We start from the raw sequence: 14,990 nt of genomic DNA, 5'->3' as shown, positions 1-14,990 counted from the left end.
CCCAGGACAGCGCACACGAGCAAGCCGCGGCCAAGCCCCCATGGATGGGTTTACGGCGTCTCCCGCAACCGGACCCACCCCGGCTACCCTCAGGAAACCAGCTTCTGCTGTTGCTTGGGCTCTTGCTGTGGCCGTTGCCTCTGCGGGTGCAGGGCGCCGCCCTGCCGAACTAAACTACCCGCCGTTGTCCCTGCAGGATTGCCCATGTTCGATACCTCGCCCCAGCTCGATTGCGCCGGCCGCATTCTGCGCCTCGACCGTGCCCGGGTCATGGGCATCGTCAACGTCACCCCGGACTCGTTCTCCGATGGCGGCGCGCACGACACCACCGAGGCCGCGGTCGCACATGGCCTCAAGCTGGTCGAGGAGGGCGCGGACCTGCTGGACATCGGCGGCGAATCGACCCGGCCGGGCGCTGCGCCGGTATCGGTGGAGGAGGAGCTGCGCCGGGTGATTCCGGTGATCGAGCAGTTGGCTGCCCGAACCCAGGTGCCGATCAGCATCGACACCTTCAAGCCCGACGTGATGCGGGCGGCAGTGGCGGCCGGCGCCGGCATGATCAACGACATCTTCGGCCTGCGCCAGGAAGGCGCATTGGACGCGGCTGCCGAGGCCGGCGTGCCGGTGGTGCTGATGCACATGCAGGGCGAGCCGGGCCACATGCAGGCCGATCCGCATTACGACGACGTGGTCGCCGAGGTGCACGGTTTCCTGGTGCAGCGCCTGTTCGCTGCCGAGATGGCGGGCATCGAGAAGAAAAACCTGCTGATCGACCTCGGCTTCGGCTTTGGCAAGACCACCGCCCACAACATGACCCTGCTGGCGCGTTCGGAGCGCTTCCTGGAACTGGGCGTGCCGATGCTGGCTGGCCTGTCGCGCAAGCGCAGCCTGGGTGAACTGACCGGTCGCGACACGCCGTCTGAGCGAGTGGCTGCTTCGGTTGCCGCGCACCTGATCGCAGTTCAGCGAGGTGCGGGCATCGTGCGCGTGCATGACGTGGCCGCCACGGTCGACGCACTGAAGATCTGGCAGGCAGTGGAGGCCGTACCGACGCCGCGCGCCGACGCCACGCCGACGATCCGCTGGCCGGACGAAGACTGATGGGGATCGACCAGCGGCCGCTGGCGATCGCCGTGATGGGACCGACCGCCAGTGGCAAGACCGCGACTGCGATCGCCCTGGCCCGGCAGCTGGATGGCGAGATCGTGAGCGTCGATTCGGCACTGGTCTATCGCCACCTGGACATCGGCTCGGCCAAGCCCGATGCGGCCGAGCGTGCGCAGGCGCCGCACCACCTGCTGGATCTGCGCGATCCCTGGCAGACCTATTCGGCGGCCGAGTTCGCGGCCGATGCCGGTCGCGTCGTGTCCGACATCCTGGCGCGCGGCAAGATGCCGATCCTGGCCGGCGGCACCGGGTTGTACTTCCGCGCCTTGTTGCAGGGCCTGTCGCCGATGCCGGAGGCCGATCCGGCGACGCGCGAAGCGCTCAGCGCCGAAGCCGCCGAACGCGGCTGGGCGGCACTGCATGCGGAACTGGCCAAGGTTGATCCGGCGGCCGCCGCACGCATCCATGCCACCGACCCGCAGCGCATCCAGCGGGCGCTGGAGGTCTATCGCCTGACCGGTACCCCCATCACGGAGTGGCAGCGCCGGCCGGGCGTGGCGCCGTTGCCGGTGCGCACGCTCAAGCTGGTCCTGGCCCCGCGTGACCGCGCGGTACTGCACCAGCGCATCGAGGCGCGCTTCGACGCCATGCTGGCGCAGGGTTTCCTTGACGAGGTGCGGGCGCTGCGCGCGATGCCGGAATTGGCCGCCGCGGAGGCGCCACTGGACCTGCCGGCTGTGCGCGCGGTCGGCTATCGCCAGGCTTGGGAGTACCTGGACGGGCAGGGCGATGCCGCCCGCTTACGTGACAAGGCGATCTTCGCCACCCGGCAGCTGGCCAAGCGCCAGCTGACCTGGCTGCGCGGTGAACTTGATGCGCGCTGGTTCGACCCCCATATCGACCGGGAGCGCCTTGCCGGCGCGGTGTCGACCTTCGTCGCACGCTGAACCCCCGCCAGCCGTGTAACATCATCGGTCGGTGGGCGGCTCGGGGGCCGCGGCAACCGTCGGCAACCCAATAAGAACAATAATCAGGAGTGTGCAATGTCCAAGGGACAATCGCTGCAGGATCCTTTCTTGAACGCACTGCGGCGCGAGCGCGTGCCGGTTTCGGTGTACCTGGTCAACGGTATCAAGCTGCAGGGCACGATCGAGTCGTTCGACCAGTTTGTGGTCCTGCTGCGCAACACGGTCAGCCAGATGGTCTACAAGCACGCCATTTCCACGGTGGTACCGGCACGCAACGTGAAGGTCGGACCGGGTGGTGGCTATGTGCAGTCGGGTGAAGGTGGTCAGGCGGGTGATGAAGCAGACGAGTAAGACTGGAGCGGTGAATGTTTGACCGCTCGAAAAAGGGCGAACACGCCCTCTTGATCCAGCCGCATTTCGGCAAGCTGGAAGACGATGTGCTGGAAGAGTTCGGTGATCTGGCCCGCTCGGCTGGGGCCAGCATCGCCGCCACGATCACCGCGCGCCTGGATCGGCCCAATCCGTCGACCCTGATCGGCAGCGGCAAGCTGGACGAGATCAAGGCTGCCGCAGATGCGTCTGGCGCCGACCTGATCCTGGTGAACCATGCGTTGAGCCCGGGCCAGGAGCGCAACCTGGAGCGCTTCCTCGAACGCCGGGTGATCGACCGTACCGGCCTGATCCTGGACATCTTCGCCCAGCGTGCGCACAGCCACGAAGGCAAGCTGCAGGTCGAGCTGGCGCAGCTGCGCCACCTGGCTACGCGGCTGGTACGCGGCTGGACCCACCTGGAGCGCCAGCGCGGCGGTTCCATCGGACTGCGTGGCCCGGGTGAAACCCAGCTGGAAACCGATCGCCGCCTGCTGCAGAAGCGGGTGGAACAGCTGCAGAAGCGGCTGGAAAAGGTGGAAGTGCAGCGCACCCAGATGCGCCGCGCCCGCGTGCGCAGCGAGCTGCCGCGTGTGGCCCTGGTGGGCTACACCAACGCCGGCAAGTCGACCCTGTTCAACGCCATGACCGGTGCCGAGGCTTACGCTGCGGACCAGTTGTTCGCGACCCTGGATCCGACCGTACGCCGCATCGCGGTGCCGGGCGGCAACGTGGTGCTGGCCGACACCGTCGGCTTCGTCCGTGATCTGCCGCATGATCTGGTCGCCGCGTTCCGCTCGACCCTGTCCGAGGCGCGCGAGGCCGACTTCCTGCTGCACGTGGTTGATGCCGCCGATCCGCACCGCGAGGAGCGCATCGCCCAGGTCGACGAGGTACTGACCGCGGTCGGTGCCGGCGATCTGCCGCAGCTGCTGGTGTTCAACAAGATCGACCGCATCGACGGTGCAGACGTCCGCCACGATGGCCAGGACGGCGTTCCCGACGAGTCGCGCCGCGAGCGGGTGTGGATTTCCGCACGCGATGGACTGGGCCTGGAACTGCTGCAGAGCGTGCTGGGCAAGCGCCTTGGCCTGCAGCACGTGACCGGTGAGCTGCGCCTGCCGCCGGATGCCGGCCGCCTGCGTGCGCGCCTGCACCAGCTGGAAGTGATCCGCAGCGAGCAGACCGATGAAGACGGCTGGCTGCTGCAGGTCGACCTGCCGATCGCCGAAGCCGAGAAGCTGGCGGCCAGTGCGGACGGCGCGCCGATCCGGGCGCTGCTGCCGGAAAAGCTGCCGGAGTGGTGAGGTAGCGCCGGGCCCTGCCTGGCGGCTGCCGTCACGGCGGCCCGCGACACGCGGCCGTCATCTGCGGTACAACGTGCAGGTTCTTCACCCCACCGTCATGCCGATGTCCATTCCCACCGACGCTGAACTCAATGCCCTGTCCGCCGCGCTCGGGCAGCGCCTGCAGCAGGTCTCGCTGCAGCTGGTGACCGCCGAGAGCTGCAGTGGCGGCTGGATCGCCAAGTGCATGACCGACATCGCCGGTTCCTCGGCGTTCTTCGACTGTGGCATGGTGGTCTACAGCTACGAGGCCAAGCAGCGCCTGCTCGGCGTGCGCGCGCAGACCCTGGAGCAGTTTGGTGCGGTCAGCCGCGAAACCGTGTTGGAGATGGTGTCCGGTGCGCTGGTCAATTCCGGCGCCGGCATCGCCGTGGCGGTGACGGGTATCGCTGGCCCTGGTGGCGGTAGCCCTGACAAGCCGGTCGGCAGCGTCTGGATCGGCTGGAAGCGCCGTGGAGGTTACGCCCGCGCCGAGTTGTTCCAGTTCGATGGCGACCGCGAAGCCATCCGCCGGCAAACCGTGTCCGCGGCATTGCGCGGTATCGACGCCCAGCTGTGACATGCTGCTCCGGTAATCGTCCGGAGCACGCATGATGTGGGAAACGCTGGGCACGGTCCGTGACCTGGGCCGACTGCAGGAAATTGCCGTCGTCCTGATCCGCTATGGCTTCGGCGATGTGGTGCGGCGCATCGGCCTGGCCACGGTGCTGGAGCGGGCAGGGCGCCTGCTGCACTGGAACGAAGAGCGCCAGGAACTGCTGCGGATGACCGCACCGGTGCGCGTGCGCAGCGCCATGCAGGATCTCGGCCCAACCTTCGTCAAGCTTGGCCAGGTGCTGGCGACGCGCGTCGACCTGCTGCCGCCGGAATGGATCGCCGAGCTTTCCGAACTGCAGAACGCAGTGCCGGCCTTGCCGTACGCGGACATCCGCGAGCAGCTCGAGTCCGACCTCGGTGCGTCGCCGCAGGAGGTGTTCGCCTTCCTTGATGAAACGCCCATGGCTGCGGCTTCACTGGCGCAGGCCCATCGCGCGCGCCTGCAGGACGGTCGGGAGGTGGTGCTGAAGGTACGTCGCCCGGGCATCCGCGATGTGGTCGAGGCCGATCTGCGGCTGCTGGCGCGCCTGGCCGAGATCGTCGAGGCGCGCCTTCCGGATCTGCGTCGTTACCGTCCGGCCGAGGTCGTGCAGCAGTTCACCGTGTCGCTGCGCCGCGAGCTGGATTTCGCCGCCGAATGCCGCAACGCCGAGCGCATCGCGCGCAACTTCAAAGGCCGCGACGATATCCTGATTCCCAGCGTGCATTGGCAGTGGACCTGCGAAAGCCTGAATGTGCAGGACTTCGTTGATGGCATTCCCGGCCGCGACCTGGCCGGCGTCGACGCCGCAGGGCTGGACCGGCGCGAACTGGCGCGGCGTGGTGCCGACATCGTGCTGAAGATGGTGCTGGAGGACGGCAGCTTCCACGCCGATCCGCATCCGGGAAACATCATCTACCTGCGCGACGGCCGCATCGGCGTGATCGATTTCGGCATGGTCGGTGCGCTGTCCGAAGTGCGTCGTTTCCAGGTCGCGCAGCTGCTGCACGGGCTGGTCGAGCAGGACCCGCAGGGCGTGGCCGACGTGCTGCTGGACTGGGCCGGCGGCGTGGAAGTGGACGAAAACCGGCTGCAGCACGACATCAGCCAGTTCGTCGACCAGTACCGGGGCGTGCCACTGAAGGACCTGCGCATCGGCCTGATGCTGGGCGACATCACCCAGCTGCTGCGCAGCTACAGCCTGACCCTGCCGGCCGACCTGGCGCTGATGATCAAGGCGTTCCTGACCCTGGAAGGCATGGGCCGGCAGCTGGACCCGGATTTCGACATGGCCAGCGCCGCGCGACCGTTCCTGGAGCGGGTGGTGCTGCAGCGCTATGCGCCCAAGGCGCTGCTCAAGCGTGGCCGGCGCAGCCTGCTGGGCCTGGTTGATTTCGCCGGCGAACTGCCCCGTGACCTGCGCAAGCTGGTCCAGGCCGCACGCCGTGGGCGCCTGCAGCTGAAGGTGGAAACCACGGCGTTGCAGGGCTTCGGCGAACAGGTCAACCGCGCCGCCAACCGGCTGGTGATGGGCATCGTCACCGCCGCCCTGATCATCGGCTCATCCATCGTGATGCACAGCGTCGGCGGGGTTTCCAGCCGCTGGCTGCTGGCGCTGGGCGTATGCGGTTTCATCGGCGCCGGCTTCTGCGGCGTGTGGATCCTGTTTTCGATATGGAGAAGCGGCAAGCACACCTAGTGTGCTTGCCGCAGCGGTTCCCAACGGGAACTGCGGAATCGCTGCGCGATTCCTGTAGAGCCGACCGCTGGTCGGCTGCTCTTGCTTTTGCCCCTACCAGCTGGGCCATGCCCGGCGACGGCGACGGCGACGGCGCCGAGCATGGCTCGGCGCAATAGGTCGTTCCCCGTCAGTCCTGCATCCCGCCGTGTCGCAACCAGCACTTGCAGTCCCGTTCGTTAGTAGTAATACTACTAATCATGGACCTGACCGACACCCAGCAGGCGATCCTGCAGTTGATCGCCGAGCGTATCGAGAGCGAAGGCGCACCGCCGTCGCAGACTGAAATCGCGCGTGCATTCGGCTTCAAGGGCGTCCGCGCGGCCCAGTACCACCTGGAAGCCCTGGAGCAGGCCGGTGCGATCCGTCGCATTCCGGGCCAGGCCCGAGGCATCCGCCTGGTGCAGGCGCCACCGCTGGAGAAGCTGGCCGAGCCGGGCCTGCCCGACAACGTTCTGCGCCTGCCGGTGCTCGGCCGGGTCGCAGCAGGTCTGCCGATCGGTGCCGACATCGGCTCGGATGATTTCGTGGTGCTGGACCGGGTGTTCTTCTCGCCGGCGCCGGATTACCTGCTCAAGGTGCAGGGCGATTCGATGATCGACGAGGGCATCTTCGACGGTGACCTGATCGGCGTGCACCGCACCCGCGATGCCCATTCCGGGCAGATCGTGGTGGCCCGCATCGATGACGAGATCACCGTCAAGCTGCTGAAGATCGCCAAGGACCGTATCCGCCTGCTGCCACGCAACCCCGACTACAAGCCGATCGAGGTGCTGCCGGACCAGGACTTCTCGATCGAAGGCCTCTATTGCGGCCTGTTACGACCCAACCGTTGACCTGTTCCATAGCGCATTACCCCGCGGTCTTTTGTGGCGATTCTCTGGTTCCACTGAGGTTGGTACGGATGTCCGATAATTCTTTTCAGAGCGCCGGGCAGAATCTCAGCCTGTGCGATACGTCCGACTTAAAGTGAACCCATGGCAAAGAAGACCCCCAAAGACAGCACCTCCAACGACACGACCTCTGCAAGGACCAATCCGATGGACGAGAACAAGAAGCGCGCCCTCGCTGCAGCTCTGGGCCAGATCGAAAAGCAGTTCGGCAAGGGCTCGGTGATGCGCATGGGCGACCGCGTGGTCGAACCCGTCGAAGCCATTCCGACCGGTTCGCTGATGCTCGACATCGCGCTGGGTATTGGTGGCCTGCCGAAGGGCCGTGTCGTTGAGATCTATGGTCCGGAGTCGTCGGGCAAGACCACCTTGACCCTGCAGGCCATCGCCGAGTGCCAGAAGCTGGGCGGCACTGCAGCCTTCATCGACGCCGAGCATGCGCTGGATCCGATCTACGCCGCCAAGCTGGGCGTCAACGTGGACGACCTGCTGCTGTCGCAGCCGGACACCGGCGAGCAGGCGCTGGAAATCGCCGACATGCTGGTCCGTTCGGGCTCGGTGGACATCCTGGTGGTCGACTCGGTTGCCGCGCTGACCCCGAAGGCCGAAATCGAAGGCGAGATGGGCGACCAGCTGCCGGGTCTGCAGGCCCGCCTGATGAGCCAGGCGCTGCGCAAGCTGACCGGCAACATCAAGCGCTCCAACACCCTGGTGGTCTTCATCAACCAGCTGCGCATGAAGATCGGCGTGATGATGCCGGGCCAGAGCCCGGAAGTGACCACTGGCGGCAACGCGCTGAAGTTCTATGCCTCGGTGCGTCTGGATATCCGCCGTATCGGCGCGATCAAGAAGGGCGACGAGATCATCGGCAACCAGACCAAGATCAAGGTCGTCAAGAACAAGCTGGCGCCGCCGTTCAAGCAGGTCATCACCGAGATCCTGTATGGCGAAGGCATCAGCCGCGAAGGCGAACTGATCGACATGGGCGTGGATGCCAAGCTGGTCGAGAAGGCCGGCGCCTGGTACAGCTACGGCGAAGAGCGTATCGGCCAGGGCAAGGACAATGCCCGTGGCTACCTGCGCGACAACCCGACCGTCGCCGCCAAGCTCGAAGCCGAGCTGCGCGAGAAGTTCCAGCCGTCTGAAGCTGCCCGCGAAGAAGGCGACGACGAAGGCGACGACGAATAAGGCTTGCTGTGGGGCAGGGTGGCGCCGTCAGTGACGTCGCCCTGCTCCGCAGGTTCGAATCGCCCATGGACGGGCAGGGCGCCACGGATGGCGCCACCCCTGGAGCACCGATGTCCGACGCCGAAGACATTCCCGGCGGCCGCAAGCGACGGCCGCGTGAGCAGACCCCCGTACAACGGGCGCTGGGCCTGCTGGTCCGCCGCGAACACTCGCGCAAAGAGCTGACCCGCAAACTGACCGCCCGTGGCATCGAGGATGAGGCCGCGCAAGCCGCTGTTGCCAAGCTGACCGAGGCGGGCTGGCAGGATGACACCCGCTTTGCCGAGAACCTGGTGCGGATGCGTGCCAATACCGGCTACGGGCCGATCCACGTGCGCGCCGAGCTCGGCACCCATGGCCTGGACAGCGAGGCGATCGCCGCGGCAATGGACAGTTATGAAGGCGACTGGCAGGAGAACGCCCGCGACCTGGTCCGCCGCCGCTTCGGCGAAACCGGCCCGCAGGACCTGGCGCAGCGTCGCAAGGCTGCGGACCTGCTGGCCCGACGGGGCTTCGACGGGGGCAGCATCCGCCGCGCGACCCGCTACGACCCGGATGACTGAGACTGGCGGCGCCGGGCCTGATACCCTTTAGGTTTTCGGCGGTCCCGCGCGACCCTGGCCATTGCGGCCGGTGGTCCGGGTCCGCCGGCCCGCCGACTGCCAGCCCCCAATGAACGCATCCGCCAAATTCACGACTTCCCAGATCCGCAGCGACTTCCTTGAATTCTTCAAGGGCAAAGGCCACACCATCGTGCCGTCGGCGCCGCTGGTGCCGGGCAATGATCCGACCCTGCTGTTCACCAATTCCGGCATGGTGCAGTTCAAGGACGTGTTCCTTGGCGCGGAGAAGCGCAGCTACGTGCGCGCGGCCGACGTCCAGCGCTGCCTGCGCGCCGGCGGCAAGCACAACGACCTTGACCAGGTCGGCTACACCGCACGTCACCATACTTTCTTCGAAATGCTGGGCAACTGGTCCTTCGGCGACTACTTCAAGAAGGACGCGATCGCCTGGGCATGGGAGCTGCTGACCCAGGTCTGGAAACTGCCGGCCGAACGCCTGCTGGTCACCGTCTACCAGACCGACGACGAAGCGTATGCGCTGTGGCGCGACATGGTCGGCATCCCGGAAGAGCGCATCGTGCGCATCGGTGACAACAAGGGTGCGCCGTTTGCCTCGGACAATTTCTGGCAGATGGCCGATACCGGCCCGTGCGGCCCGTGCACCGAGATCTTCTACGACCACGGCGACCACATCGCCGGTGGCCCCCCGGGTTCCCCGGATGAAGACGGCGACCGCTTCATCGAAATCTGGAACCTGGTGTTCATGCAGTTCGATCGCCAGCCCGACGGCACCCTGGTGCCGCTGCCGGCACCGTGCGTGGATACCGGCATGGGCCTGGAACGCCTGGCGGCGATCCTGCAGCACGTGCACACCAATTACGAGATCGACCTGTTCCAGGCGCTGATCCGCAAGGCGTCCGAGCTGACCGGCACCGCCGATCTGGAGAACAAGTCGCTGCGGGTGATCGCCGATCACATCCGTGCCTGCTCGTTCCTGATCGTCGACGGCGTGCTGCCGTCCAACGAAGGCCGCGGCTACGTGCTGCGCCGTATCATCCGCCGCGCCCTGCGCCACGGCTGGATGCTGGGTGTGCGCCAGCCGTTCTTCAGCAAGCTGGTGCCGACTCTGGTCGAGCAGATGGGCGAGGCCTATCCGGAACTGCCGGCGGCGGTCGATACCGTCACCCGTGCGCTGCAGGCCGAAGAAGAGCGTTTCGCTGAAACCCTCGACGCAGGCATGAAGATCTTCGAAGACGTTGCCGGCAAGGCCAGCAATGGCGTGATCCCCGGCGTTGATGCGTTCCGCCTGTACGACACCTATGGCTTCCCGCTCGACCTGACCCAGGACATCGCCCGCGAGCGCGACCTGACCGTCGACATCGCCGGCTTCGATGCGGCGATGGAGCAGCAGCGCGAAACCGCGCGCGCGGCCGGCAAGTTCGGCGGTGGCGTTACCCTGCCGGCCGAGCTGGTGGCAACCCTCAGCCCGACCCGCTTCCTCGGCTACGACCGCCTGCAGGCCGATGACCTGACCGTGCTGGCCGTGCTCAAGGACGGCCGTCCGGTGCAGTCGGCCAATGCCGGTGATGCGGTCATCGTGATCACCAACCAGACCCCGTTCTACGCCGAGTCCGGCGGCCAGGTCGGCGACACCGGCGTGCTGACCGGCAACGGCGTGCGCCTGGCGGTGGACGACACCCAGAAGTTCGCCGGCCAGTTCCATGGCCACGTCGGCACCCTGTCCGAAGGCGGCCTGAAGGTTGGTGACGTGCTGTCCGGCCAGGTCGATGGCGAGCGTCGCGGCGCCACCATCCTCAACCACTCCGCCACCCACCTGCTGCATGCCGCCCTGCGCGAAGTGCTGGGCACCCACGTGCAGCAGAAGGGCTCGCTGGTCGCTCCGGACCGCCTGCGTTTCGACTTTTCGCACTTCCAGCCGATCAGCGCGGAAGAGCTGGCGGTGATCGAGCGCAAGGTCAATCAGCAGGTGCGTGCCAACAACGCTGCCGAAGTGCACAACATGGGCATGCAGGAAGCGCTGGACTTCGGCGCGATGGCCCTGTTCGGCGAGAAGTACGGTGAGCACGTGCGCGTGCTGAAGATGGGTGACTACTCCACCGAGCTGTGCGGCGGTACCCACGTCAACCGTACCGGCGACATCGGCCTGTTCAAGATCACCTCCGAGGGCGGCGTCTCCGCCGGCGTGCGCCGCATCGAGGCGGTCACCGGCCAGGGTGCGCTGGACTACGTGGATGCCGAAGAGGCCCGCCTGGCCGAGGCCGCCGAACTGCTTGGCGGCAGCGCTGCCGACGTGGTCGAGAAGATCCGCGCCCTTGGCCAGCGCCAGAAGCAGCTGGAACGCGAGCTGGAGTCCGTGAAGGCCAAGGTTGCCGCTGGCGCCACCGCTGACCTGTCCGGCCAGGCCGTCGAGGTCGCCGGTGTGAAGGTGCTGGCGGCTCGCCTGGAAGGTTTCGACGCCAAGGCCCTGCGTGACGCCATGGACCGCCTGAAGCAGCAGTTGGGCGACGCGGTGATCGTGCTGGCCGGTGCCCAGGACGGCAAGGCCGCCCTGGTCGCGGGTGTGAACGGCAGCGCAATGGGCAAGGTCAAGGCCGGGGAACTGTTGTCCCATATCGCCAGTCAGATCGGGGGCAAGGGCGGCGGACGCCCGGACCTCGCCCAGGGTGGTGGCGAGGACGGGCCCGCCCTTGCCACTGCGCTGGCTGCCGTCGTCGAATGGGTCAGCCCCCGCCTGTGATGAACCGCGCCGTCCCCCTCCTTGTAGGAGCGGGACGGCTGACGGTACCATTGCGAATCTTTTCCCTTTGTCGTGGTAGCGCTTCTTGACGGAGCGTCAAGCCGGTGGGGGATACCCTTCCACACGGTTCCATGGAGACTTACAAAAATGTTGATCCTGACTCGCCGCGTCGGCGAAACCCTGATGATCGGTGACTCGGTGAGCGTCACCGTGCTTGGCGTCAAGGGTAACCAGGTGCGTATCGGCATCACTGCGCCGAAGGACGTCGCTGTGCATCGCGAAGAGATCTACCAGCGCATCCAGCGTGGTGACGAAGCCGGTGGCACCGGCAGTGAAAATTCTGCCGAATAACGCTTTACCTTCGCACTCGATTAACGTTATGATTCACGCCCCGCTGAGGTGCAACGCACCAGACGCGGAGAAAACCCCGGAGTGATGCCCGAGCGGCTGAAGGGGCTCCCCTGCTAAGGGAGTATAGGGTCAAAAGCTCTATCGAGGGTTCGAATCCCTCTCACTCCGCCAGATACAAAGAAGCGCCTGCAGGTCGTCGATCTGCAGGCGTTTTTCTTTATCTGATGTTCGAAAAGGCAGATCGGCGCAGAGCTGCGTATGCCTAATCCACTGTCCCGATCCTGGGCTGCGATCGGGGCGTTGGTGTTGGCGTTGCCGCAGGCGCTGGGGCTGGTGCGCCAGGGAGCACTGGCGGTTCAAGCTCGGGAGTTGGCGTTTCCCGCCACAGCATCGAAAGGGTGCAGTCGTTGGCACGTTCCCTGCACATCTTTTCTGCCTTCCTCTGCGCGGCTTCCGGGGTCTTCTCACCCAGAGCAAAACCCAACGCAATCGTGCCTGTGGCAATGGCCGAATAGCCTTCGCTGGACGTACTGGCGGACTGACCGCAATTGCGGGATCGCGCTGCGCAGTAGTGCAGCGACTGCTGCATCGCGCTGGTCAGGGAGCGCTGATTCATCGAATAGCCGAAGCGACCATCCTTGTCGTAGGTGATCGCAGAGGCGGCGTTTGCGCCTGATGAGACGGACAGCAACAGCCCAAGTGAAACCATCTGCATCCAGTTCATTGCACTCTCCCTTTTTGCCGATGGTGGATCAAGCGGGGTTCGAGGCGCAACCAGATGGGATTCTGATGCAGAGTGCCTGCAGGCTGTTCACCTGCAGGCGTGTTCTCATTCAATCTCTACTCAAAGCCTCACCGTCACACCCACCTGGAAACCACGCCCCGGCAGCGGCGCAATGTACTTCAGCGGCGAGTTGTGCGGCCGTGCTTCCTCATTGAGCAGATTGCTGCCGTTGACGAACACTTCCATGCTGGCAATGTAGGCATTGCGCACAGGCAGTTCGCGGCTGACCTGCAGGTCGACCATGTTGAACGCATCCAGCGGCACCTCCTCGCTGACATTGCGGCCGAGGTACTTCTGCCTGTCGTAGTAGGTGCTGGACAGCTGCGCCTTCCAGCCTTCGCGCTGCCACTGCAGGTTGGCGCCGTAGCGGTTGGTTGGCATGTTCGGCAGATACTCGCCGTCATTGTGGGCGCGCAGCGAATCGGGGTGGTCGGCCTTGTTCTTTACCAGGTCGGCGAAGGCGGAGACATTCAACGAACCATAGCGGCCCAGGTCCACGGCCTGCGACACGTCGATCTCGAAGCCCTTCACCGTGGTATCGGTCTGCTTCCAGTACTTCAGCGGCAGGCGGTTGGCGGTCTGCAGGCCGGAGTAGCCGAGGTAGAGATAGTTCTCGTACTTCATCCGGTAGGCCGTGGCTGACAGCTCGAAACCGCCGAGATGGAACAGGCCGGTCAGCTCCAGGTTCTTCGCGCGTTCCGGTTCCAGGTCCTGGTTGCCTTCTTCCTGGGTCATCACCGAGTAGTGCGCGTTGCTGGCATACAGCTCGTTGATCTCCGGGGCACGCTGCGAAGACGAGTAACGCACCTTGGCCGCGAACATCGGCCCCAGCTCGACATATGAGCCCAGACTGTAGCTGTTGAGCCGGTAGTCGCGGTCCTGCAGTTTCGTGTTGGAAGCATTGCGCGCGGTCTTGAAGCGGCTGGGCTGCAGCTCGTGATCCACGCGTTCGTGGCGCACGCCTGCGTCGAAGCTCGCCCAGCCGAAGTCCAGCGTTTCCTTCAGGAACACCGCGTTGCTGCGGCTGTCGACGTCGGGCAGGTAGCGCAGCGAGCCGCTGCCGGTGACATCACGCGACTGATGGCTGAAACCGAGCAGGCCGCTCAGCGGGCCGACCCGCTGATGGCTCAGCAGCAGCTCGGCCTGGGTGCTCTCGAAGTCGTAGTCGTTGGCTTTTTTTGTGCCCAGCCGCTCGCCGGAGGTGTTGTCCAGCTTCGAGACCCGCAGCTCAGCGCGTTCAACGTAGGGCAGCGGATCGCGCAGCAGGGCTTCCAGCGCGTAGCGTTGCTGCTTGATCACCACGCCCACCGGCAGGCCATCGGCGTAGTTGGAGCCGAACGACAGGTTCTGCATCGAAAAGCCCGGCACGCCGTACTCGCTGTCCTTGGCATCGATGCTGACACCGACGTAGCCGCGGTCGAAGAACAGCGTCGAACCGAGGGCCACCTGCGAATTGCGCGCATAGCTGTTGCCCAGCCGGTGATGGTAGTCGGGCGTCACATCGTTGTTTATCTGCTTCTGCACGTATGAGGGCGTGCCCGCGACGTAGGCCGGGTTGACCGGATTGACGTAGGTACGGCGCTGCCAGACCGAGGTCGGACTGTTGGTATAGAAGGAGAAATCACCGTCGGCCCAGTCCGGGTTCTCGGTCATGAACTGGTCGATGTAGGGTTGCGAGGCCTTGTTGTAGATCTGCTGGACGCGCGCCTCTTTCTGGCAGGCGTCGGCCAGGGCCGAGTTGACGCCCCCAGCGGCCGGGAACAGACCGGTGTTGCAGACGCTGGCCTTGCTGTTGCCGGGGATGTCGTAGTGCGAGATCCGCTGTCGCGACACCTGCAGGTTGGTGGACACGTTGCGCTGGTTGTTGAAGTTCATGCGCAAGCCCTGCGCGTCGGCCGCGTTGAACCCCTTGCGCAGGACCAGTTCCATCGACTGGTCCTTGTCTTCCATGCTGCGCGAGATCAGGCCCGAGTCGATCTCCACGCTGCCACCGATCGCATTGCCGCCATAGCGCACGGTGTCGGAAGACTTGTTGACGGTGACGCTGCGTACGAACAGCGGATCGAACGGGATGTTGATGTCACCGCTGATCGCGTTCATGCCCAGGATGGACTGGCCGTCCTGCAGGATCTGCACGCGGTTGCCGCTGAGGCTGCGGATGACCGGGGCGCCCGCATTCGGCCCGAAGGCGCTGCTCTGCACACCGGAGACGTGTTCGAGCAGGCCGCCGAGGGTGCGGTTCTGCGCCTGCGGATTGTCGACGGTGACCCGGCTGTCGATGCGGGAGGGTTGGGAGGCCTGGACCTGGAGGG

General features: G+C 65.8%; 13 protein-coding genes and 1 tRNA gene. 12 read left to right on the top strand and 2 right to left on the bottom strand.

Translation table 11 applies throughout. The features are described from left to right. Positions 1–204 precede the first annotated feature (204 nt). The 12 genes from folP to DI041_RS18790 all read left to right on the top strand — a co-directional run bounded on the left by folP (position 205) and on the right by DI041_RS18790 (position 12,065). Positions 205–1,101: a dihydropteroate synthase gene (gene folP / locus DI041_RS18845; protein ID WP_136638585.1), complete on the top strand. Its 897-nt coding sequence runs from the start codon at positions 205–207 to the stop codon at positions 1,099–1,101. After that, positions 1,101–2,054 carry a tRNA (adenosine(37)-N6)-dimethylallyltransferase MiaA gene (miaA, locus tag DI041_RS18840; protein ID WP_136638584.1) on the top strand — a complete coding sequence of 318 codons (954 nt, stop codon included), beginning with the start codon at positions 1,101–1,103 and terminating at the stop codon, positions 2,052–2,054. Before folP ends, miaA begins: the two co-directional genes overlap by 1 nt. A gap of 96 nt (positions 2,055–2,150) precedes the next feature. After that, positions 2,151–2,426, top strand: a complete 276-nt coding sequence (gene hfq, locus DI041_RS18835) for an RNA chaperone Hfq (RefSeq protein WP_004152891.1) — start codon at positions 2,151–2,153, stop codon at positions 2,424–2,426. Between the two features lie 14 nt (positions 2,427–2,440). After that, a complete protein-coding gene (hflX, locus tag DI041_RS18830; protein WP_136638583.1) occupies positions 2,441–3,751 on the top strand; it encodes a ribosome rescue GTPase HflX in 1,311 nt (436 codons plus the stop codon). Between the two features lie 103 nt (positions 3,752–3,854). Next, positions 3,855–4,349 (top strand): CinA family protein, encoded by a 495-nt coding sequence (locus DI041_RS18825; protein WP_136638582.1) that lies wholly within the window; start codon positions 3,855–3,857, stop codon positions 4,347–4,349. Positions 4,350–4,383: 34 nt separating this feature from the next. Beyond that, positions 4,384–6,066: a 2-polyprenylphenol 6-hydroxylase gene (gene ubiB, locus DI041_RS18820; RefSeq protein WP_136638629.1), complete on the top strand. Its 1,683-nt coding sequence runs from the start codon at positions 4,384–4,386 to the stop codon at positions 6,064–6,066. A 239-nt stretch (positions 6,067–6,305) separates the two neighbouring features. Then, positions 6,306–6,941, top strand: coding sequence for a transcriptional repressor LexA (gene lexA, locus DI041_RS18815; RefSeq protein ID WP_012510665.1), 636 nt, complete (start codon positions 6,306–6,308; stop codon positions 6,939–6,941). Between the two features lie 204 nt (positions 6,942–7,145). Beyond that, a complete protein-coding gene (gene recA / locus DI041_RS18810) occupies positions 7,146–8,183 on the top strand; it encodes a recombinase RecA (RefSeq protein WP_012510666.1) in 1,038 nt (345 codons plus the stop codon). Positions 8,184–8,293: 110 nt separating this feature from the next. Beyond that, on the top strand, positions 8,294–8,785 hold the full coding sequence (gene recX, locus DI041_RS18805) for a recombination regulator RecX (RefSeq protein ID WP_136638581.1): 492 nt from the start codon (positions 8,294–8,296) through the stop codon (positions 8,783–8,785). 109 nt (positions 8,786–8,894) lie between these two features. Continuing rightward, entirely contained in the window at positions 8,895–11,543 is a 2,649-nt protein-coding gene (alaS, locus tag DI041_RS18800; RefSeq protein ID WP_136638580.1) for an alanine--tRNA ligase, read from the top strand. A 147-nt stretch (positions 11,544–11,690) separates the two neighbouring features. Beyond that, positions 11,691–11,894 carry a carbon storage regulator CsrA gene (gene csrA, locus DI041_RS18795; RefSeq protein ID WP_004152909.1) on the top strand — a complete coding sequence of 68 codons (204 nt, stop codon included), beginning with the start codon at positions 11,691–11,693 and terminating at the stop codon, positions 11,892–11,894. A 78-nt stretch (positions 11,895–11,972) separates the two neighbouring features. After that, positions 11,973–12,065 (top strand) — tRNA-Ser (locus tag DI041_RS18790). 91 nt (positions 12,066–12,156) lie between these two features. Here the strand turns inward: DI041_RS18790 and DI041_RS18785 are convergent. Then, positions 12,157–12,618, bottom strand: coding sequence for a DUF4189 domain-containing protein (locus DI041_RS18785; protein ID WP_136638579.1), 462 nt, complete (start codon positions 12,616–12,618; stop codon positions 12,157–12,159). 120 nt (positions 12,619–12,738) lie between these two features. Beyond that, on the bottom strand, positions 12,739–14,990 hold a 2,252-nt coding region (locus DI041_RS18780), incomplete at its 5' end, for a TonB-dependent receptor (RefSeq protein ID WP_136638578.1).

This window comes from Stenotrophomonas maltophilia, assembly GCF_004920835.1.
In the GTDB taxonomy this organism is placed as follows: Bacteria; Pseudomonadota; Gammaproteobacteria; order Xanthomonadales; family Xanthomonadaceae; genus Stenotrophomonas; species Stenotrophomonas maltophilia_AQ.
The sequence above is the reverse complement of the archived record's forward strand: the minus strand, read 5'-3'. Positions and strand labels throughout refer to the sequence as shown.

What these genes read in the sequence shown, in the direction of transcription:
- hfq (WP_004152891.1), top strand. Translation starts at nt 2,151, where the DNA reads ATGTCCAAGGGACAATCGCTGCAGGATCCTTTCTTGAACGCACTGCGG.
- recA (WP_012510666.1), top strand. Translation starts at nt 7,146, where the DNA reads ATGGACGAGAACAAGAAGCGCGCCCTCGCTGCAGCTCTGGGCCAGATC.
- lexA (WP_012510665.1), top strand. Translation starts at nt 6,306, where the DNA reads ATGGACCTGACCGACACCCAGCAGGCGATCCTGCAGTTGATCGCCGAG.
- csrA (WP_004152909.1), top strand. Translation starts at nt 11,691, where the DNA reads ATGTTGATCCTGACTCGCCGCGTCGGCGAAACCCTGATGATCGGTGAC.
- folP (WP_136638585.1), top strand. Translation starts at nt 205, where the DNA reads ATGTTCGATACCTCGCCCCAGCTCGATTGCGCCGGCCGCATTCTGCGC.
- DI041_RS18785 (WP_136638579.1), bottom strand. Translation starts at nt 12,618, where the DNA reads ATGAACTGGATGCAGATGGTTTCACTTGGGCTGTTGCTGTCCGTCTCA.
- hflX (WP_136638583.1), top strand. Translation starts at nt 2,441, where the DNA reads ATGTTTGACCGCTCGAAAAAGGGCGAACACGCCCTCTTGATCCAGCCG.
- DI041_RS18825 (WP_136638582.1), top strand. Translation starts at nt 3,855, where the DNA reads ATGTCCATTCCCACCGACGCTGAACTCAATGCCCTGTCCGCCGCGCTC.
- recX (WP_136638581.1), top strand. Translation starts at nt 8,294, where the DNA reads ATGTCCGACGCCGAAGACATTCCCGGCGGCCGCAAGCGACGGCCGCGT.
- miaA (WP_136638584.1), top strand. Translation starts at nt 1,101, where the DNA reads ATGGGGATCGACCAGCGGCCGCTGGCGATCGCCGTGATGGGACCGACC.
- ubiB (WP_136638629.1), top strand. Translation starts at nt 4,384, where the DNA reads ATGTGGGAAACGCTGGGCACGGTCCGTGACCTGGGCCGACTGCAGGAA.
- alaS (WP_136638580.1), top strand. Translation starts at nt 8,895, where the DNA reads ATGAACGCATCCGCCAAATTCACGACTTCCCAGATCCGCAGCGACTTC.